This is a genomic window from Photobacterium sp. GB-36 (assembly GCF_003026135.1).
Lineage (GTDB): Bacteria > Pseudomonadota > Gammaproteobacteria > Enterobacterales > Vibrionaceae > Photobacterium.
On the sequence record NZ_PYNY01000003.1, the window covers coordinates 270,037 to 290,389 of the forward strand.

General features: G+C 41.0%; 20 protein-coding genes. 11 read left to right on the forward strand and 9 right to left on the reverse strand.

Annotated features, from left to right (window positions below; genetic code table 11):
- Window positions 1-32: 32 nt before the first annotated feature.
- The 8 genes from C9J46_RS04625 (at window position 33) to C9J46_RS04660 (ending at window position 7,064) form a co-directional block, all read left to right on the forward strand.
- The gene (locus C9J46_RS04625; RefSeq protein ID WP_107290597.1) at window positions 33-1,157 is read left to right on the forward strand and encodes a methyltransferase; all 1,125 of its coding nucleotides are present in this window, start codon (window positions 33-35) and stop codon (window positions 1,155-1,157) included.
- A 98-nt stretch (window positions 1,158-1,255) separates the two neighbouring features.
- Complete coding sequence (locus C9J46_RS04630; protein ID WP_107290598.1) at window positions 1,256-1,825, forward strand: YajG family lipoprotein; 570 nt, start codon at window positions 1,256-1,258, stop codon at window positions 1,823-1,825.
- On the forward strand, window positions 1,825-2,376 hold the full coding sequence (locus tag C9J46_RS04635) for a peptidylprolyl isomerase (protein ID WP_107205429.1): 552 nt from the start codon (window positions 1,825-1,827) through the stop codon (window positions 2,374-2,376). Before C9J46_RS04630 ends, C9J46_RS04635 begins: the two co-directional genes overlap by 1 nt.
- Window positions 2,377-2,419: 43 nt before the next feature.
- Entirely contained in the window at window positions 2,420-2,788 is a 369-nt protein-coding gene (locus C9J46_RS04640; RefSeq protein WP_107205428.1) for a hypothetical protein, read from the forward strand.
- Window positions 2,789-2,972: 184 nt separating this feature from the next.
- Complete coding sequence (locus tag C9J46_RS04645; RefSeq protein ID WP_107290599.1) at window positions 2,973-4,367, forward strand: MFS transporter; 1,395 nt, start codon at window positions 2,973-2,975, stop codon at window positions 4,365-4,367.
- Between the two features lie 321 nt (window positions 4,368-4,688).
- Window positions 4,689-5,441: an outer membrane protein OmpK gene (locus C9J46_RS04650; protein WP_107205426.1), complete on the forward strand. Its 753-nt coding sequence runs from the start codon at window positions 4,689-4,691 to the stop codon at window positions 5,439-5,441.
- 116 nt (window positions 5,442-5,557) lie between these two features.
- A complete protein-coding gene (gene panE, locus C9J46_RS04655; RefSeq protein WP_233217679.1) occupies window positions 5,558-6,454 on the forward strand; it encodes a 2-dehydropantoate 2-reductase in 897 nt (298 codons plus the stop codon).
- Window positions 6,447-7,064, forward strand: a complete 618-nt coding sequence (locus C9J46_RS04660; protein WP_107205424.1) for a DJ-1 family glyoxalase III — start codon at window positions 6,447-6,449, stop codon at window positions 7,062-7,064. Before panE ends, C9J46_RS04660 begins: the two co-directional genes overlap by 8 nt.
- 88 nt (window positions 7,065-7,152) lie before the next feature.
- Here C9J46_RS04660 and thiI read toward each other — a convergent pair whose 3' ends face one another.
- The 3 genes from thiI to pomA all read right to left on the reverse strand — a co-directional run bounded on the left by thiI (window position 7,153) and on the right by pomA (window position 10,665).
- A complete protein-coding gene (gene thiI / locus C9J46_RS04665) occupies window positions 7,153-8,604 on the reverse strand; it encodes a tRNA uracil 4-sulfurtransferase ThiI (protein ID WP_107205423.1) in 1,452 nt (483 codons plus the stop codon).
- A gap of 364 nt (window positions 8,605-8,968) precedes the next feature.
- Window positions 8,969-9,892, reverse strand: coding sequence for a flagellar motor protein MotB (locus C9J46_RS04670; RefSeq protein ID WP_107205422.1), 924 nt, complete (start codon window positions 9,890-9,892; stop codon window positions 8,969-8,971).
- An 11-nt stretch (window positions 9,893-9,903) separates the two neighbouring features.
- Window positions 9,904-10,665 (reverse strand): flagellar motor protein PomA, encoded by a 762-nt coding sequence (gene pomA, locus C9J46_RS04675; protein WP_107205421.1) that lies wholly within the window; start codon window positions 10,663-10,665, stop codon window positions 9,904-9,906.
- A 347-nt stretch (window positions 10,666-11,012) separates the two neighbouring features.
- Between pomA and xseB the strand changes: the two genes are divergently transcribed.
- Genes xseB through dxs form a run of 3 tightly spaced genes read left to right on the forward strand, consistent with a single transcriptional unit; the run spans window position 11,013 to window position 14,040 of the window.
- Window positions 11,013-11,258: an exodeoxyribonuclease VII small subunit gene (xseB, locus tag C9J46_RS04680; protein WP_005370105.1), complete on the forward strand. Its 246-nt coding sequence runs from the start codon at window positions 11,013-11,015 to the stop codon at window positions 11,256-11,258.
- Window positions 11,248-12,150 (forward strand): (2E,6E)-farnesyl diphosphate synthase, encoded by a 903-nt coding sequence (gene ispA, locus C9J46_RS04685; RefSeq protein WP_107205420.1) that lies wholly within the window; start codon window positions 11,248-11,250, stop codon window positions 12,148-12,150. Before xseB ends, ispA begins: the two co-directional genes overlap by 11 nt.
- Before the next feature lie 24 nt (window positions 12,151-12,174).
- The gene (gene dxs / locus C9J46_RS04690) at window positions 12,175-14,040 is read left to right on the forward strand and encodes a 1-deoxy-D-xylulose-5-phosphate synthase (protein WP_107290600.1); all 1,866 of its coding nucleotides are present in this window, start codon (window positions 12,175-12,177) and stop codon (window positions 14,038-14,040) included.
- 93 nt (window positions 14,041-14,133) lie between these two features.
- On the opposite strand, the gene C9J46_RS04695 is transcribed toward dxs, so the two are convergent.
- From C9J46_RS04695 to ribBA, 6 genes are all read right to left on the reverse strand, one after another.
- Entirely contained in the window at window positions 14,134-16,221 is a 2,088-nt protein-coding gene (locus C9J46_RS04695) for a hypothetical protein (RefSeq protein ID WP_107290601.1), read from the reverse strand.
- A 187-nt stretch (window positions 16,222-16,408) separates the two neighbouring features.
- Window positions 16,409-16,897 (reverse strand): phosphatidylglycerophosphatase A, encoded by a 489-nt coding sequence (pgpA, locus tag C9J46_RS04700; RefSeq protein WP_107205417.1) that lies wholly within the window; start codon window positions 16,895-16,897, stop codon window positions 16,409-16,411.
- 9 nt (window positions 16,898-16,906) lie between these two features.
- Window positions 16,907-17,890, reverse strand: a complete 984-nt coding sequence (gene thiL, locus C9J46_RS04705) for a thiamine-phosphate kinase (RefSeq protein ID WP_107290602.1) — start codon at window positions 17,888-17,890, stop codon at window positions 16,907-16,909.
- 132 nt (window positions 17,891-18,022) lie between these two features.
- A complete protein-coding gene (gene nusB, locus C9J46_RS04710) occupies window positions 18,023-18,493 on the reverse strand; it encodes a transcription antitermination factor NusB (protein WP_005370080.1) in 471 nt (156 codons plus the stop codon).
- Window positions 18,494-18,495: 2 nt separating this feature from the next.
- The gene (gene ribE, locus C9J46_RS04715; RefSeq protein WP_006646664.1) at window positions 18,496-18,966 is read right to left on the reverse strand and encodes a 6,7-dimethyl-8-ribityllumazine synthase; all 471 of its coding nucleotides are present in this window, start codon (window positions 18,964-18,966) and stop codon (window positions 18,496-18,498) included.
- A gap of 234 nt (window positions 18,967-19,200) precedes the next feature.
- Window positions 19,201-20,304, reverse strand: coding sequence for a bifunctional 3,4-dihydroxy-2-butanone-4-phosphate synthase/GTP cyclohydrolase II (gene ribBA, locus C9J46_RS04720; RefSeq protein WP_107205415.1), 1,104 nt, complete (start codon window positions 20,302-20,304; stop codon window positions 19,201-19,203).
- Between the last annotated feature and the right edge of the window lie 49 nt (window positions 20,305-20,353).

The following is a 20,353-nucleotide window of genomic DNA, read 5'->3' on the forward strand; positions in this document are numbered from 1 at the left end:
TATTTTGTAAACATACCTGAAAGTTATCCGCAATGAAACCAGAGCTAACCTTACACCAACGCACTCTATCGCTAACTCGTTTTCCAGTAAGGAAAAATGAAACTCTGCAAGCATGGGATGCTGGCGATGAGTACCTGATCAATTATTGCAACGATCTGGAACTCGACCCTGAACGTCCAATTCTTATCATGAACGATAGCTTTGGCGCATTAAGTTGCTGGTTTTCAAATCAAGCACCTGTCACAAGTGTGACGGATTCTTTTGTCTCTAAACAGGCATTTATTGCTAACTTAGAAAACAACCAATTACCAATGATTAATATTGTTGATTGTCTTTCAAAATTGCCTAACAACCCTCAGTTAGTTTTGTTAAAGCAGCCTAAAAACAATCGGTTATTAAGCTGGCAATTACAACAATTATGTCACTTACTTCCTGCTGATTGCACTATTATTGCGGCAGGTAAAGTAAAAGAGATTCACTCTTCAACCTTAAAGCTATTTGAAAAGTTTTTAGGTGAGACCAAAACATCACTAGCCGTTAAAAAAGCGCGATTAATATTTTGTAAAACCAATCCTAACTTAGCAAAGCCCCTACCCCGCCCTACGCAATGGGAGGTGCCTGAGCATAAGTTAACAATCACTAACCACGTCAACGTATTTTCTAGTGATAGTTTAGATATTGGTGGTCGTTTACTGCTAGATTTCATTCCACAAGATGCAAAGTATAAAGATATTATCGATCTTGGTTGTGGTAATGGGGTGATCGGTATTAAAGCTGCACAATTAAACCCACAAGCTAACGTTGTTTGTGTCGATGAAAGTTTTATGGCGACTGCATCATGCCGTGAAAATGCAGATTTAAACTTAGACAATCCTAAACAATTACAAGTAGTAACAGCTAACTGCTTAGATAACTTCCCACTTGATAGCGCTGACTTAGTCTTATGTAATCCTCCTTTCCACCAGCAAAATACCGTTACTGATCATATTGCTTGGCAAATGTTCTGCGATGCACAACGAGTATTACGTCAAGGAGGCGATCTGATCGTGATCGGGAATAGGCAATTGGGTTACCATGAAAAGTTAAAACGTGTCTTTGGTAATGTAAAACTTATCGGCCAAAGTAATAAATTTGTGGTTTTACAATCGTCAAAATAATCTAACGTGTTTATGACGTTAATTTATTGCTTGTGATATTTAATACGACATTGATTTTTCGTTTATATTTAAACAACGAATACAAGGAAATGGAGAGCATGAAAAAATATATTGTGATTGCCGCAGCATTATTACTAAGCGCATGTGCAAGCCGTCCTGCGCAACCACCACTCGCTTTAACATTAACGCCAGTTTTAGCACAGCAAGCCACATCACAGCTTGCAGTACAACTATCAAGCAAAGATGATCGTAATCATAACTATATCGCCATTGTTGATAGTGGTGCGACCAATGTTGAAGAGTTTCAACCGGAAAGTAATATTGCATCAACCTTTCAAGCTGCATTAAAAAAACAATTTGCCAGCGAAGGAATTACTGTAAACACAGCTTCAACGTCAAATATTGCTATCAATATTCAGCAAGCCTTAGTCAAGGTAACCCAAGGCTTAGTTAAACATGATATTGATAGCCAACTTCAAATTGAACTCGTTGTAACTACACCAAAAGGTACTTTTAGTAAAAAATATTCTGCTCGCTCTACCAAGCAAGAAGCTTTTAAAGTGACACGCGAAGAAATCGCACAAAGTTTAGAGAAAATGATGAATTCAGTGCTTAAAGAGATCGCCAAAGATGGCGAATTGCATCAATACTTAACGGAGAATGTTTAATGTCACGTTTTTTACTTGCGCTATGTTTACTTATCGCTTTACCTGTCAGTGCTGCAACACAGGTCTTAGTAACAACAAATTTAGGGGATTTTACGATCCAACTAAATGAAGAAAAAGCCCCGATTAGTAGTAAAAATTTCTTACGCTATGTTGAAGAAGGTAATTACAACGGGACGATTTTCCATCGTGTTATCCCTGGCTTTATGGCTCAAGGCGGTGGTTTTGATAAAGACATGGTTAAACGTCCAACGCATGCTCCGATCAAAAATGAAGCAAGTAATGGATTGAAAAACGACACCGCAACTGTTGCTATGGCACGTACGCAAAATCCAAACTCTGCGACTAACCAATTCTTTATTAACTATAAAGACAATGCATTTTTAAATGCTGCAGGTAATAATCCAGGTTATGCGGTATTCGGTAAAGTGGTTAAAGGTTTTTCTGTTGTACAAGATATGGCTAAAATCCCAACGGGTTCTAATCGTGCAACAGGTATGCAAGATGTACCACAGCAGCCTATAATCATTGAATCAATGAAAGTTATTAAATAAATTGATTACGTCACCTGTGCGCAATCAAGTACAGGTGACGTATATGATCACACCTCTCTACCAACCGTCTGTTTTTCATCGTCAAAATAAACGAATTCAGCAGTTTATTTTTGAGCAAGCCCCTTCTTTTGCGCTGTCTACTATTGCAACTATTGAGGGCGACGTTCCTTTTTATCATCTAAAAAATGATGCCCATGAATGTCTTGCTCAGTGGTGGGACATGAATATCGCTGATAAAGATCCAATCGATGATTATGAAGCTACTTTTTGGCTATTACTTCAATACGTTATAAAGCTCGAAGATTACCAATTGCTAGGCAACATTTATATTCAACAAAAAATCACCAATCACGCTTATTACTTACTCAATCTTGCCCCTTGCCCTGAACTAACACAGATCCAGCGTCCTTAAATATTTACCCTTAAATATCAACCTACTTTTACGGTTTATGAATTAAAAGCACAAGTTGTTGTCGAACTGATAATGAAGCAATGCACACTAGGCTTATTGCTGCTAAGATCTGATTTATAAAGAAAAATAACAGTTTTATACTTTGCTAAGTATCAATGGTCGATACTTGTGTTACGAGGAAAATATGGACAAAGCCATACAACAAAATAATACCACCGGTTGGCGTGTGTATTTAAACCCCAAAGCATTGATCATGTTCGCGCTAGGGTTCTCTTCCGGCTTACCTATTTTATTAGTCTTTGGCACCCTTTCATTTTGGTTACGAGAAGCTGATGTTAGCCGAACCAGTATCGGTTTTTTCAGTTGGGTAGCCCTTGCTTATGGCTTTAAATGGGCATGGTCACCACTTGTGGACCGTTTTCCTTTGCCCATTTTTTCTCGATTATTTGGTCGACGTCGTGGCTGGATGTTATTTTCGCAGCTGATCATTATTTTATCGCTATGTGGTATGGCGACCAGCAACCCACAAACTGATCTTCTTCAATTTGCCTTATTTGCGATTGTTGTCGCCTTTGCTTCTGCGACACAAGATATCGTCATTGATGCATTTCGTATTGAACTTGCTACCGTACGTTTACAAGCCGCATTATCTGCAACCTATATGGCAGGCTATCGATTAGCGATGATCATGGCAGGAGCTGGCGCACTGGCTTTTGCTGCATGGTTCGGCTCTGATAGTGGTTATGATCCTGCAGGCTGGAAAGCCGCTTACTTTATCATGGCGGGTATGATGTCAATTGGCGTGATCACCACCCTCTTTGTTAAAGAGCCAAAGATCGACAGCTCATCAATTCAAAAAATCGAACATAACTACCAACAAAAATTACAGCAAAAAGGGATAGGTAAAAAACAAGCAAGACTCGCTGCGTGGTTTTATACCGCTGTCGTCATGCCTTTCCAAGACTTCTTTCAGCGCTATGGTAAAAACGCACTACTGATCTTATTGCTCATTAGTTGTTATCGCATTTCTGATGTGGTGATGGGCGTAATGTCTAATGCGTTTTATGTTGACATGGGCTTTACTAAAAATGAAGTGGCGTCTATTTCAAAAGTCTTTGGGGTGATCATGACCTTAGTCGGCGCTGGTTTAGGCGGTATTCTTGTCAGTAAATTTGGCACCTTACGTATTCTTGCCTTAGGCGCTTTATTATCCGCAATCACCAACCTGTTGTTTATGGTATTTACCTATGTTGGTAATAACCTCGAGATGTTAACTTTAGTTATTTCAGCAGATAATTTAGGTGCAGGTATTGCAACCGCGGCTTTCATCACCTTTATGTCTAGCCTAACCAATGTGGCTTTCTCTGCAACCCAATACGCATTATTTAGCTCTATTATGCTACTTTTCCCAAAATTTATTGCGGGATTCTCTGGCGTTTATGTCGACCATTTCGGCTATAACATCTTTTTCCTCACCACCGCATTGATAGGTATTCCTGTATTATTTTTAATCAAACTCGTTGCTAAGAATGATGCTTTACCCCTTCCTGAAACAACTGATACGTTGGAAGAAAAATAACCTCACCTATGATAAGTAAGGTTTCTGTTGAAAACGGAAGCCTTAACTTACCTTTCTCATGTAAATTGCGAATTTTTGCTACCAAAAAAATTAGCACAGAGTATTAAAGTCAAAAAAAGTTCATTTAAATCGCAATATAAATTCAGATTCATCACATTTTTAATGTAAATGTAATCGATTTCAGCCGATCACGATCACAAAAAGCAAAGGTTTGCGCAAACGTTACATTCCCAAACGAGATATAAAACACTAGAATCAGCGCCAGAAAAACGGGGCGGCCAAAAATCCCTATATTTAGACCATATTGAGTGAGATAAAAACATGCGCAAGTCACTAGTAGCTTTAGGCGTTTTAACAGCAGCATCAACATTCCCAGCACAAGCAGAGTACTTGTATGGTTTTGGTGATATGAGCGTTAACTACTTAGATTGGTCTAACGGTACAGAAGAGCGTGCTGGTCACCAAAAAGACTTCTGGTACTTAGAACTTGAAGGTGGTGCTGGTTTTAGCTGGGGTGAATTATACGGTTTCGCTGACTTAGAAAATGCAGATCAAGGTTCTGATAAAGCACGTACATCGGTTAAAGGTACAATCGCTTACAAAACTGGTATTGCAGAGCTTCGTCTATACGGACAAGTTTACAACACGAACAGCGATGGCTTCACTGCACAAAATAACGTGCTAGGTCTATCTTACGCATTCAACGGTGATGGCTGGTTCTTCAACCCATTTATCGGTTTCCACCACACAATGACATCTGCTGATTGGAAAAATCCTTCATCTTTTTCTGGTATGAATGGCGGTATGTTTGGTTGGGTTGCAGGCTACAACTTTAATGCATTCGGCGAAAAATTCATGATCAGTAACTGGCACGAGTCTGAGTTTGGTCGTAATGACAACTACATGATCGTTGCAGGTGAAGGCGATGATGTAAGCGCAAACGGTGCACTAGCACTATGGTGGAACGCAACGGATCACGTAACAACAGGCATTCAGTACCGTTACGCTTACAACAAGCTAGGTACTAAAGGCAACCAAAATGCTGTAATTTACTCAGTTAAATATAACTTCTAATCAATAAGTTATTGAGTAATTAATGAGAAAAGGCGCTATATCAGCGCCTTTTTTGATCCTGCACTATTTGAACAATGTTACTATCTACATCAATATAGTTAACAATGGATTGCAGTGTGAAAATCACAATATTGGGTGCAGGCGCAATCGGCTCATTATGGGCTATCGCTTTGCAACCGCAACATGATGTTCAAGTTTGGACCCGTTCATCCATAACCCGCTATCCACTCACGTTTCAATCTTTGAGTGGTAAAGTAAGAACTTACTGTTTCGATGCTAATCACATAGATCATTTACAACAAAGTGATTTACTCCTTGTGACAGTAAAATCGTTCCAAGTCATCACCGCCTTACATCCCCTTATTAACGATCTTTCAGCGCGATGCAAGATAGTGATCATGCACAATGGGATTGGAAGCCATGACGCTGTTAAGCAACTCTTTCCTAAACATACTATTTATTATGCCACCACATCCCATGCTGCTTTAAAAACAGCTGAAAGTACGCTACGCCATACAGGGCTTGGACAAACGTTTATTGGCCCATTGTCTTCTGTCATCTCCACTGATAACTCCATCGCTGACATGTTCAATCAAGCATTATCACCGTGCTATTGGCAAGATGACATCATGGAGCCATTATGGAAGAAACTCGCCATTAATTGTGCAATTAATCCATTAACAGCCATTCATCAATGTACTAATGGTGAGCTTGCTAATGAAGGCTATCAAGCCCAATTAATCCAAATTTGTAATGAAGTCACGCTCGTTATGCGAGCAGAAGGCTACAGGATAAAAAATGGTGAGCTTTATCAACAGGCACTCACGGTAATAAAAGCGACCGCTGATAATTATTCTTCAATGAATAGAGATGTTTTTTATCAGCGCCCAACAGAAATCGACTATATTACTGGCTATCTTATTCACCAAGCGAAAATATTCGATATTGCTGTGCCTGTGAATACCCAGTTATGGCAAACCATTACATCTATGGAGTCCTCATATCATGCTTGAACCAATAACGACTGCTCCTCGCGTTGCTGTTTGTCTTGCTCCTGGCAGTGAAGAAATGGAAGCAATTAATACAATTGCGATTTTAAAGCGGGCTGGATTTGAAGTAACGATTGCAAGTACTGCAGAAGATGGCGCACTAATTTTAGAAGGATCTCGCGGGATCAAGCTCGTAGCAGACGTGCCTTTGATCAATGTTGCCGATGAGCCATTTGATTGCGTGGTGTTACCCGGCGGTTTAAAAGGCGCGGAACATTTTCGTGATAGCCCACTGGTAGTTGAATTTGTAAAGCAGCATCATTACGACGGTAAACTGATCGCCGCGATCTGTGCAACGCCTGCGGTGATGTTTATTCCACATCAAGTGTTCACACATTCAATCATGACATGTCATCCTGCTTTTCAACATCATATACCAACACATCAATTACGCGTTAAACGTGTGGTGTATGATAAAAATACACGTCTATTAACCAGTCAAGGCCCCGGAACTGCACAAGAGTTTGCGCTAGAGATAGTGACGCAACTGGAAAATAAAGCCAAAGCGGCTGAAGTTGCAGAGCCTATGGTTGTATGGCCGAATATGCATTACGACGTATTACCACGTACTTAATCTGTTGAGACTAAGTAATAGAAACTCGCCCGATAACAAAAAGCCTCGCAATTACGAGGCTTCTTTTATTTAGACAAAGCAGTGGCGATTATAAAGGACGGTAAACTTTTACGTTCTCGAAACCATTCTCTTTTAGGTACAGCGCCTGAAGGCGGCTCATCACACCACGATCACAGTACAGAAGGTACGTCTTATCTTGCGGTAAGTCACCGAACTGCGTTGCTAGCTTATAGAAAGGTAAGTGCTTAACTTCGATACCTTCAAGCTCTAATGGGCTTTCATCTTCTTCATCTGGGCTACGAATATCAAGTACAATGGCATCACCAGCGACCTGCTCAACTAATTCAACTTCAGGAGCTTGTTCTTGGCTTTGCTTTTCGATGTCACGAATATCCATCACACGCGCCTCATCAACAACACGATCAAGAATAGAGAAATCAAATTTGTCTTCTTCAATTTCAAGCTTCGCTTTGACCGCTTTTACTGTTGGGCTCTTAGAAATCACGCCACAGAACTCAGGCATGGTTTTCGCAAAGTCTTCAGTGCCGATTTCACGTGCAACATTGATGATATCTTCTTTATCCCAGTTAATCAGTGGACGAAGAATTAGGCTATCTGTTACGCCGTCAATATGACGAAGGTTAGTTAATGTTTGGCTTGAAACCTGACCTAGCGCTTCACCCGTTACTAATGCTTCGATACCGAATTTATCAGCAACTTTACCCGCAGCACGCATAAACATACGCTTAAGGATAACGCCCATTTGACCATCGTCGACTTTCTCTAAAATCTCACCAACAACAGGTTCAAAATCAATCGCGATAAATTTAACTTTTGCTGAAGAACCAAACTTGTTCCAAATATAATGCGCAACCTGCTTAACACCGATCTCGTGTGCAGGACCACCTAAATTAAAGAAACAGTAATGGACTTTACTACCACGTTTGATATGCAAGTAGCTTGAAACACCAGAATCAAAACCACCAGAAATTAAACTTAATACATCTTCTTGTGTACCTAGCGGGAAGCCGCCTAAACCTTTATGACGGAATAATACAAGGTTCAATAGATTATGTTCAATTTCAATATTAACTGTCACATCAGGCTTTTTCAGTCTTACTTTTGCAGACTCGATAGCTTGATTAAGACCACCACCGACATAACGCTCAGCTTCAATCGAAGTAAAATCATGCTTACCAACACGCTTAGCACGAACACAGAATGTTTTACCTTCCAGCTCAGGGCCAACAAGCGCTAATGTTTGCTCAAAAACATTATGAAGATCAGTAAATTCCGTTTGCTGTACTTCAAGGGTATGGTGAATACCAGGTGTCTGCGTCAGAATCGCTAAAATCATATCGCGCTTTGATTCATCAGATTCATTAATTTCCAATGAAAAACGGCGGTTATAAACGCTAACAGACTCTGACTGGCGCTTTAAGATGATGCGTAAATTAGACTCAAGAATTTTGATAAAACGCTTACGCACTGAATCACTTTTAACAAAAATCTCTGGGTGTGGCTTAACAATAAATTTCATAACACGCTTCGCTTCACAGGGCTTACAGTACAGAATCAATTCATTAACGGATGATTTTTAACAGATCATATCGTGAAAATTGACAGAGAGTACCAAACGGAATTAAAGGCGCGAATTATACAGCAAGCTACCGACCACTGAAACAAAGATATGAAAACTCACGACGTTATCTTCGATTAGACTTACCGCATGTTATTGGCTTTCAATTATATTTACCTTAGTCATGATCATCTCTGCCAGCAACTCTCATCGACGAAATTCAGCGTAAATATCTTAAGCTCTTGATAAACAGCCACTCTATTTGCCCCAATAAAAATGGCAGCGCTAGCGCTGCCATTATGGTAATAACCTTAAGTACTACAATCTATTGAGCACTAAAGTTACTGCTGATCTCATCACTAAAATGCGGTTTACCTTGCATGATAGATATTTCCACTCGACGGTTTTTAGCTTGCCCTTCTCGAGTTTTGTTATCAGCAATTGGCTGAGTATCTGCCAATCCAACCACCCGCATTTTTGTATGATCAAACCCTTCTACTTTTTCCATTTCTTGCGCTACTGACACTGCCCGCTGCGCTGATAAATCCCAATTAGAACGGTATAACTCTGAATCCAATTTATCACTCGCGGTATGTCCCGTAACTCGAATAATGCCCGGCACATCTTTAACGAGCATCGCAACTTGGCGTACTAATGGCTTAAATTTAGGTTGTAAAAACGCCGAACCTTCTGGGAACGAACCTTTTTCACGAATACGAATTACCAACTGCTGGCCAAGATTCTCAATTTCTATAATTTTGTCACTGATCTCACGTTCTAATGCTTTAGTCAGTATCTCTTTTAGTTTCTCTTGTATTTGATCGGCTTCAGATTCGTCATTTTCATTATTTTGTGTCGCCGTTTTTTTACTTTGTCCACCTGTTAGTTTACCCGCATCACGTTGTGTGCCCCCTGCTCGATCAGACTCGCCTTCGTGAAAATCTAATGAACGCTGCGTCATATCAATCGTTTGTTGCATAATCACTTCGATTGGCGTTGGCTCAGGCCGGCCTGGCCTAAACTCTTGCGCAATAACACTCGTACCTTTAGGGATATCATTAACTTCAAGCATATTTTGCACCCCGAAAGCGTATTTCATTGAACCTGCAATTTGCTTAAATTTCAGTACATCCATTTCAGAAAAAGAAAGTAGTAACACAAAGAAACACATTAATAGTGTGGCAAGATCAGCAAAGGTCGCCATCCATGGAGGCGCACCTTTTTTACATTTACAAGATTGCTCTTCCATAAAACTGTCTCTTACTCGTCAAGGATCACACTACGTTTCTTCTCATGAAGGTAGTTTTTCAAATAACCATCAATCACTCGTGGATTCTGCCCATCCTGAATTGCCAGCACGCCATCTAAGATTAAACGCTTATTTAAACGCTCTTGCTCTTTACGCAAGGTTAATTTATCCGCGATAGGTATCGCTACCATGTTTGCCAACATCGAGCCATATAGCGTCGTTAATAAGGCAACGGCCATTGCAGGACCAATAGCTTTCGGATCATCCATGTTAGAAAGCATGGCAACCAAGCCAATAAGCGTACCTATCATTCCCATAGCAGGCGCAACATCACCAAAGGAGGAGAAGATCCCTACCCCTTGTTCATGACGTTCATTGGTTAATGAAATGTCTTTTTGTAGCGTGACGCGAACCACATCAGCATCATGGCCATCCACCAGCATATCAATGCCTTTACGCATAAAAGGATTCGTAATTTCCATCTCTTCTAATGCTAAAAATCCACCTTTACGCGCCGCATCAGCCATTTCTACAATTTTGGCAATTAACTCTTCTGGATTATCAGTCTTAAACATAAAGGCTTTAATGGCGATTTTTGCAGCACCAAAAAATTGCCCAATGTTGTATTTCATTAACACAACAAAAGTACTGCCGCCTAATACAATCAAAATCGATGATGTATCGTAAAACATAACCAGATCGCCGCCGAGCAGCATAGCCATAACAATGAATGCGAATGCACCAAGCAATCCTATAAGCGTCGCCAAATCCAAAGCATGATCCTCTTTTGCTAGGTAAAAATAATGGCTTGCGTTTATTGAACATCAATCAACACATCTGAATCTATCACTGAGATAATACGCTCTAAAGACAGCCAAAACTTTAAAGCCACCGCCATATTCACTATTTCGCCAAGGCATTTCTTAGCATTAAATGATGAATGTCATCAGCAAAGTAACTCTTTATCGACCAATTCAGCTTTTCATTTAGCTTTTTATTAACCAATTAATGAAGACTATTTATTAAAATTACTGTCAGCGACACAGATTCCTGTGACATAATTTGACCCCAGTAATTCTCTACGTTATTTTTCGTGCACTTAGATAAGAGTGAAAATGATATGGCAGCAAAAAAACCAGAAAATATGGCATTCGAAGCCGCCCTTGATGAGCTAGATGCCATTGTCAATGAACTAGAATCTGGCGATATCCCACTGGAAGATGCGCTAAAAAAATTCGAACGAGGTATTTCTCTTGCTCGCAGCAGCCAACAAAAGCTGACACAAGCTGAGCAACGTGTAGAAATTTTGCTTCAGGCAGATGATGAAGCTCCACTGACTGATTTTGAACCAAGCCATGACCAATAGTTCTTCTTTATCGCTATCCCTTAAGTGCTATCAACAACGTAGTAATGACGTATTGGCAAACTGGTTATCAACTCAACCATTTGCAGATAAAGCCCTACTTAAAGCCATGCAATACGGAACACTGCTGGGTGGCAAACGTGCGCGTCCTTTTCTAACCTACGTAACCGGTGAAATGTTAGGGGTAACTCAGGACTATCTTGACACGCCAGCCGCTGCGGTTGAGTGTATTCATGCGTACTCATTAATCCATGATGATTTACCTGCGATGGATGATGACGCATTACGTCGTGGTCAACCCACTTGTCATATTGCGTTTGATGAAGCCATTGCCATTCTTGCGGGTGACGCACTACAAACACTGGCTTTTGATATTTTGGCGAATGGACAATTGAGCCAAGATGGCAACACCCAACGTATTGCTATGGTAAGTGAGCTTGCAAAAGCATCAGGCGCTGCCGGAATGTGTCTAGGACAAGCCTTAGATCTTGATGCTGAAGGTAAACATGTTGGATTAGAACAACTAGAATTAATCCACCGACACAAAACAGGGGCTTTGATTCGCTGTGCCGTCCGCTTAGGAGCATTAGCTGCTGGTGATAAAGGCGTAGCAATTTTGCCGCAACTTGATAAGTATGCAGAAGCTATTGGCCTTGCATTCCAAGTGCAAGATGACATTTTAGATGTGATCAGTGATACCGAAACCTTAGGTAAACCACAAGGTTCTGATCTTGCCTTGGATAAAAGTACTTATCCTGCCTTGCTTGGCTTAGATGGTGCACAAGAAAAAGCACAACTACTTTATCAAGAAGCACTACAAGCATTAGCGGCTATACCCTACAATACATCCCAATTAGAAGTTTTTGCCCGATATATTATCGAACGCAAAAGCTAAATCAGTATAAGCGCCGACACTGTTATGACTTTGGATATCTCAAAATACCCTCATCTGGCCCTCGCAAACACGCCCGATGAATTACGATTATTGCCAGCTGAAAGCCTTCCACAAGTATGCGATGAACTTCGTACCTATTTGTTGAAATCTGTGAGTCAGACCAGCGGCCACTTTGCCTCCGGACTCGGTACAGTCGAGCTTACCGTTGCGCTTCACTACGTCTACAATACGCCTTTTGATAAAGTTATATGGGATGTTGGTCATCAAGCCTACCCACATAAAATTTTAACAGGACGTCGTGATGATATGGCAACCATTCGCCAAAAAGGCGGTTTGCACCCATTCCCATGGCGCGGTGAAAGTGAGTACGACACACTTTCGGTTGGCCACTCATCAACTTCCATTAGTGCAGGTCTAGGTCTCGCGATTGCAGCAGAAAAAGAAGGCCTAAATCGCAAAGTTGTTAGCATTATTGGCGATGGCGCTATCACCGCAGGCATGGCGTTTGAAGCGATGAACCATGCTGGTGATGTTCACAGCGATATGCTAGTTATCTTAAATGACAATGAAATGTCGATTTCTGAAAATGTCGGGGCGTTAAATAATCATTTAGCCCATTTACTATCGGGTAATTTCTATACCTCTATTCGCGAAGGTGGTAAGAAAGTCCTATCCAATGCGCCTCCTATCAAAGAAATGGTAAAACGCGCAGAAGAGCATATCAAAGGCATGGTTGTGCCAAGCACTATGTTTGAAGAGTTAGGCTTTAATTACATTGGCCCTGTTGATGGCCACGATGTGCATGAGCTTGTTAAGACACTGAAAAACATGCGTAATCTAAAAGGCCCACAATTTCTTCATATTATGACGAAAAAAGGCAAAGGTTATGCGCCAGCTGAAGCGGATCCAATTAATTACCATGCCGTTCCTAAATTTGATTTAAGCCAGAAACCATTACCCAAAGCGAAGGATGCAAGTCCGACGTTTTCTAAGATTTTCGGTGATTGGCTATGTGATATGGCAGCTATTGATGACAAATTGATGGCTATCACACCGGCTATGCGTGAAGGCTCAGGTATGGTGCGCTTTTCTAAAGAGTTCCCAGATCAATACTTTGATGTGGCGATTGCTGAACAACACGCGGTGACACTGGCAACGGGCATGGCAATTGGTGGTTATCATCCTATTGTCGCTATCTACTCAACTTTCCTTCAACGTGGATATGATCAATTAATTCATGATGTTGCTATCATGGATCTTCCTGTGATGTTTGCCATTGATCGTGCAGGCTTAGTCGGTGCTGATGGTCAAACCCACCAAGGTGCATTTGATATTAGCTTTATGCGCTGTATTCCTAACATGGTGATTATGGCACCGAGTGACGAAAATGAATGTCGTCAAATGCTCTATACTGGTCACCAATACCAAGGACCAAGTGCGGTCCGTTACCCTCGTGGTTGCGGTATGGAGGTCGATGTCGATCCTAAGATGACAGAGCTTGAAATCGGTAAAGGTATCATTCGCCGTGAAGGTGAAAAAATCGCAATTTTAAACTTTGGCAGCATGCTCGGCTATGCATTAGAAGCAGCAGAAAATTTAAATGCGACTGTTGCTGACATGCGCTTTGTGAAACCGCTTGATGAAGCCTTAGTACTTGAATTAGCAAAAACTCATGATGTTCTTGTAACTGTTGAAGAAAATGCGATTGCTGGCGGTGCGGGTAGCGGCGTTATTGAATTTTTAATGAAAGAGAAGACACTGAAACCAGTACTGAATATTGGTTTGCCTGATCGATTCATTGAACAAGGAACACAAGCTGAACTGCATGAAATGTTAGAAATTGATGGTGCGGGTATCGAAAAACAAATTCGCACTTATTTAGCTAAGTAATTTCACCGTTCAAATAAGCACTATGAAAAAGGTTTTCTCTGTTATTAAGCAGGAAAACCTTTTTCTTTATTAGCCTTACGTCTATTGGTCATCTCAGCCCTTCTCAACTTTCTTTAAAATCACCCCCTCATAGCCATTGACTTCAACATACTGTGTCGGCTCACCGAGTGAACCATCGTAATTTACTTTTTGATACAGGCCAGATAATGGTACACGTATCGAATCAACTTGATAAAATTCAGCGTGATTACGGTATTTAGAACCGCGATATAGCACTAACCCTTGCGTATATTGCCGCGCGATAACCCCATCTTTAGGAACATCGTCAAACCACCCTGTTCGATATAACCAAAACCAATTCGCAGGCTCTAATGCAATATCCCCAAACTTTGTCTCATCCGTTGCTACTTTTCCTGTTTTAGATAGCCATTTAACCGCTTCAAAGCCGTTAGGTATGGTCGTTGGTTTACCTATATCAACCGATAATAACTTTTGGGGCTGATACGCCCAATTCTTAGGCTCTCCAGTGCGATACCAAATGGTTTTATTTAGCTGTTTCGGATCGGCATGGGTGTTATTACTGCCATAAATAAAGGTTTGATTCCAGCTGTGGTAGTAGGTTTTATTGGGAATATTAAACAGATAGTACAGGGCTAATCCGGTATAGATATCGTCTTCCCATGCTTGCTGAATTAATGGTGTTTGTTGGCTTTTGCCACCGCGAGTTGTGGTCATTATTAAGCTTTTATCGCCGAGTGCTGCTAACGCATAGCTGTCCCAATAGGATTGTAATCGCTCTAAGCCAATTGCAGGGCTTAAATAATGCTCTCGTAACCAAACATCCACCACTCCCCTTAATTGCTTTGGCCAATCAGGGTATTCCCACAAATTAAGCTCAGAAATATTAGCAGATAGCCACTGACTGCCCGTAGTCGATTTAACTAAATCAAGAAAATCAGACATTTTCGCTGCATAATATCCCGCCGCTTTTGAGGTGCCAGCTCGAATCGGCGCTTCTAATATTTGTCCGCCAAATTGAACATTAAATTGGTTGGTACTGAACAATTTGGCCATATCATCATTGTAAGCGCCGGTTAAACCTTGACGTTTCCAATCATATTTATACCAATTCGCATGATTTTGATTAAAAGAGTCATCATTAAAATTAGTCCGATACCAGCAACTGCCCGCCCACATTTTTCCAGTAGGGATCACTCTAGCTTGATGTTTAAATCTCGCACTTGCCGCTTGATTAGCTCTTACTAAAAACTCATCATCATCAACATAACCATCACCATTAGGATCGTTTTTAGGATCCCAACCAGGAAACAACATCGTCGCTGTGGATTGCTGACCAGATGTATTCACAACGGATAACCAAGGCTCAATATTAACGCCTTTCACTTCCGCCTTGCTCTTCCAGTTTAAAACGACTACCCAACTACGATACCCCGCCTTTAATGCCTTATTTCCAGTATTCAGCTCACGTCCTTGGAACCTAGCATTTGTCGGTAACCAGCGCTGGTTAATATGACCAAACCATTTACCTTCTCGTTGAATCCAATGTACATCTGCTTTTTCTAAACCACCAATATCACCATCATCATTTACTCTCGTGATCCGTAATTCAGGATGCTGATTACTATCAATGACGATATTTTCAAACGGGTAAGCAGCATGAAAAATAATTTGTTCATTATCATTAACGGTTAAAGGAAAACGCGCAGTCAAGAAGTCATTATTTCGAATAAGAATACTTAACATCGATTCGCCATTTAATAGATAATCTAACCCTTGGCTTTGATCAGGAACGGTAAGTTGAGTATCATTTTTATAATGCATGTAGCCCTTTTCAGGATCGTGCCCATTCAGGTAAGCATGGCGGTGAAGCCACCCTTGCTGTTCATCTGGTCGACAATCAAGTTTGTGTACGTAGATATAACCCATCGCAATGGTCTTTTGATTTAAATCGACATCTTGTAAGCTACCAAATACAACATCAGCATGATCCGCCTCCCAGCGCCTAACTTCTTTAATCGTATTTAATTCCGATATTGCGGTTGGCTGTTGCCAGTTTCCCGTTAACACCCAAGCCGTTTCCGTTGATGGATAAACTTGTCCATCAGCCATCGAAGCAACGGTTAATAAACCAACACTGATTATTTTCAGATAGGTACTCATAGAGCAATCCCTTCTCTCTATCTACATAATTTGAGACTAGTTAAACCGTCAGATTTATGATGAAAAATAAATGATTTTATTAGGAATGCGACACATTATATTTTGTAAAAATTGAGGAGATAAAAACAAAAAAAGCTGCACGAATGCAGCTTCTAAATCAATTTTATAATGTGATCGTTAGGTTTAACTAAAAACCAAGCCAGTAGCCAACCACCCATAACGCAATCATTGCCATGAAACCGGCAAGAATATCGTCAACCATAATGCCAAAGCCACCTTTAACATGTTTGTCTAGCCAGCTAATTGGCCATGGTTTTACCATGTCGAAGAAACGGAATAAAATAAAGCCCGTTAATACCCACTGCCATGTGGCTTCTGGGGCGATTGCCATTGTGATCCAAAAACCAACAAATTCATCCCACACAATACTGCCATGATCATGTACCTGCATATCGTTAGAGGTGATGGTACAAATTTTTATACCAATCAACGCAGCAATAAACACGACAACTAAGTACCAGCTAAAAGGTAACTGTGCTAACAGTAAATAGAGTGGAACAGCAGCTAATGTACCCATCGTGCCAGGCACGTACTTCGCTAAACCACTACCAAACCCTGTTGCTAATAAATGCCAAGGGTTACTCATTTTCAATAAATCTTTAGGATTTGTAGACACGCTGATACCTTACTTATTTGAACTCATAAAATGATCCCACCCTGACACTTGCCAATCAATAGGCTCACCTTGTTGTAATAAAACAATACCACTAGATTGAGTTAACTGACCAATACGAGACACTTGAATACCTTTTGCCATCATTAAAGATTCAACTTCAAGACATTGATGCTTCGGTACAGTAAAACACAATTGGTATTCTTCACCGCTGCTTAATGCCAATTGCTGCGCTTGCTCTGGTGTCGAACAATAGGCGATTAGCTCAGAAGATAAAGGAAGCTGCTCGATATAAATTTCAGCTCCGACACCTGATCGTTTAACTATATGATCTAAATCTGCAATTAAACCATCGGAAATATCTAACGCAGCAGATGCAATACCACGCAATGCAATTCCTGCTTCTACCTGCGGTGTCATCATAAAATGACGTTCTTTTAAGGTATAAGACAGAGCAAGATCATGATATGGTTTGTCCGTTAATAATAACGCTAAACCTGCTGCGCTATCACCCAATTGACCGGTCACATATATTGAATCACCTACCTTAGCACCACTACGTGTCAATGCTTGCCCGTTAGGAACAAACCCTTGAACCGTTAGAGTAATACTGAGAGGACCTTTGGTGGTATCCCCACCAATAAGTTGAACATTATACTGCTCAGCTAATTGGAAGAACCCCTCACAAAACTGATTTAGCCAATGCTCATCAAACGTCGGTAGTGTTAACGCCAAAGAAACCCAAGCAGGCGTTGCGCCCATGGCGGCTAGATCACTTAAATTTGAGGCTAATGCTTTATGTGCGACTAATTTAGGATCAGCATCTTCCAGAAAATGCGTGCCGGCAACTAACGAATCGGTACTGATCGCTAATTGACACCCTTCTGGAACACGAACTAATGCGCAATCATCACCAATCGCAAGATCAACATCTTCTCGCTTAACATTCTGGTGTTCAAAGTACCGCCCAATTAAATCAAATTCACCTTGTGCCATAATCGTTCAACTCATCCATTATCAGCCACCATTATAATGCCCTTATCTTTACGATTGCTTCATATCAACACAATAGATAAAAAAAAAGCCAGCTAAGCTGACTTCTTTTATCTAGTTTCGTTACTTCGAAAATTACTTTTCTTTACGAAGTGTTGGTGCAGCTTTATCAAGTACACCATTAACGAACTTGTGGCTATCTTCCGCACCGAATAGCTTAGCTAATTCGATTGCTTCGTTAATAACAACTTTAAATGGTACGTCTTCACGCTTAACCATTTCGTACATTGCAAGACGAAGTAGCGCAAGTTCCATCTGATCAAGATCCTGTAGCGGACGAGATAAGTATGGACGCATCTTGCTATCAAGTTCTTGGTGGCTTAGTACTACGCCTGTGAACAGATCACGGAAGTAGCTAACATCAGTATGTGGTGCAGCAAGAACTGGCGCATCAGCTTGATGTTCTTCTTCTTCAAACTTATCGCCAGAAAGAAAATGTTGCTCAATATCAGCAACATTACCTTTCGTAAGTTGCCAAGAGTAAATAGCTTGTACAGCAAACTGACGTGCATTACGACGTGCGGCTGGTTTCACAGTAACCCCCATTATTAGGATTCGATTTGGGACAGGACATTAACCATTTCGAGCGCGCTTAGTGCAGCCTCTGCCCCTTTATTACCAGCCTTGGTACCGGCACGCTCAATGGCTTGTTCAATAGAATCTACAGTCAAAACACCAAAAGCAACTGGAGTATTATACTCAAGTGCGATTTGTGCTAGACCTTTATTACACTCACCGGCAACATAATCGAAGTGCGGTGTACCGCCACGAATAACTGAGCCTAGAGCAACGATTGCATCATAACGGTCGCTTTTAGCAACCTGTTGAGCAACAAGTGGTAGCTCGTAAGCACCTGGACAACGAACAACAGTAATGTTGTCTTCGCTAACCTGTCCTTGACGTTTCAGCGCATCTAATGCACCTGAAAGTAAGCTTTCGTTAATAAAGCTGTTGAAGCGTGCAATTACGATAGCAACTTTTGCGTTTGGTGCCGCGATGGCGCCTTCAATTACCTTCATGGGCCTTCCTGTGACTATGTCTTTCCGGTTTGAGAAACCGCGGGAGTCTATCACACTTTGCAATATCTCTGCTATGGACAACCGTCGGTTTCAACAGATTTGTTAATATTTATTGCTTATCTGTCCTTGATTCGACCAATAAACAGTATTGAAAGCGGTAGTTAAAAATAATAATTGTCTTTAGCTACCGCAGATATCAGTTATTTTATCACTAGCGTCTAACATTTGGTGAATTTAATCACAAATATACTCAACGACTTCTAAGCCAAAACCTGATAGTGAATGATAACGTTGCGTACTTGATGACAATAAACGCATTTTACTTACGCCTAAATCAGAAAGAATTTGTGAGCCAACACCAACTTGGCGAGACGGATCTTTCTGTGTCACTTTCACCTTAGGTTGACCTGCTTCTTCCGCAGCAATATTTTTCACTTTATGAATAATGGCATCAGTTGGTTCTTGTTTACTTAAAATAACCAATACACCATTTTCTTCGCTAATGCGCTTCATTGCTGCAGGCAGCGTCCATTGCGTTGCACCTGATTGCAGAATATCTTTAAACGTATCTTGCAAGTGAACACGTACAAGCGTTTCTTCACCCGCTTTGATATCGCCTTTACGCAGTGCATAGTGCACTTCGTTATCAATCTTGTCACGGTAAGTGATCATCTCAAACTCACCGAACTCTGTTGGTAATCGACACTCAGCTACACGCTCAATCGTGGTTTCATGATTATTACGGTATTCAATCAGATCAGCAATTGTACCTAATTTAAGGCCATGTTTTTCCGCAAACACTTCAAGCTGCGGGCGACGTGCCATCGTGCCATCTTCATTTAAGATCTCAACAATCACACTTGATGGCTCAAGGCCAGCTAAACGCGCAACATCACAACCCGCTTCAGTGTGACCTGCGCGGGTTAATACGCCACCTTCTTGTGCCATTAATGGGAAGATATGGCCCGGCATAACAATATCAGCTGCAGTCGCATTTGCTGCAACGGCTGCTTGTACTGTGCGAGAACGATCAGCGGCTGAAATACCCGTAGTTACCCCTTCAGCTGCTTCAATAGAAACAGTGAAAGGTGTGCCAAACTGTTCGGTATTTTCTTGAACCATTAAAGGCAAGTTCAATTTTTGACAACGGGCTTTGCTCAGTGTCAGACAAATTAGACCACGACCATAGGTCGCCATAAAATTAATAGCTTCAGGTGTAATTTTTTCAGATGCAATAATCAGATCGCCTTCATTTTCACGATCTTCATCATCCATCAGAATAACCATTTTGCCCTGACGAATATCATCAATAATTTCTTTTGCGCTGCTTAAAGCCATAACACTACCCTTAATTCTTATGTACCTTAGCTGACTAGCTAATCATCAT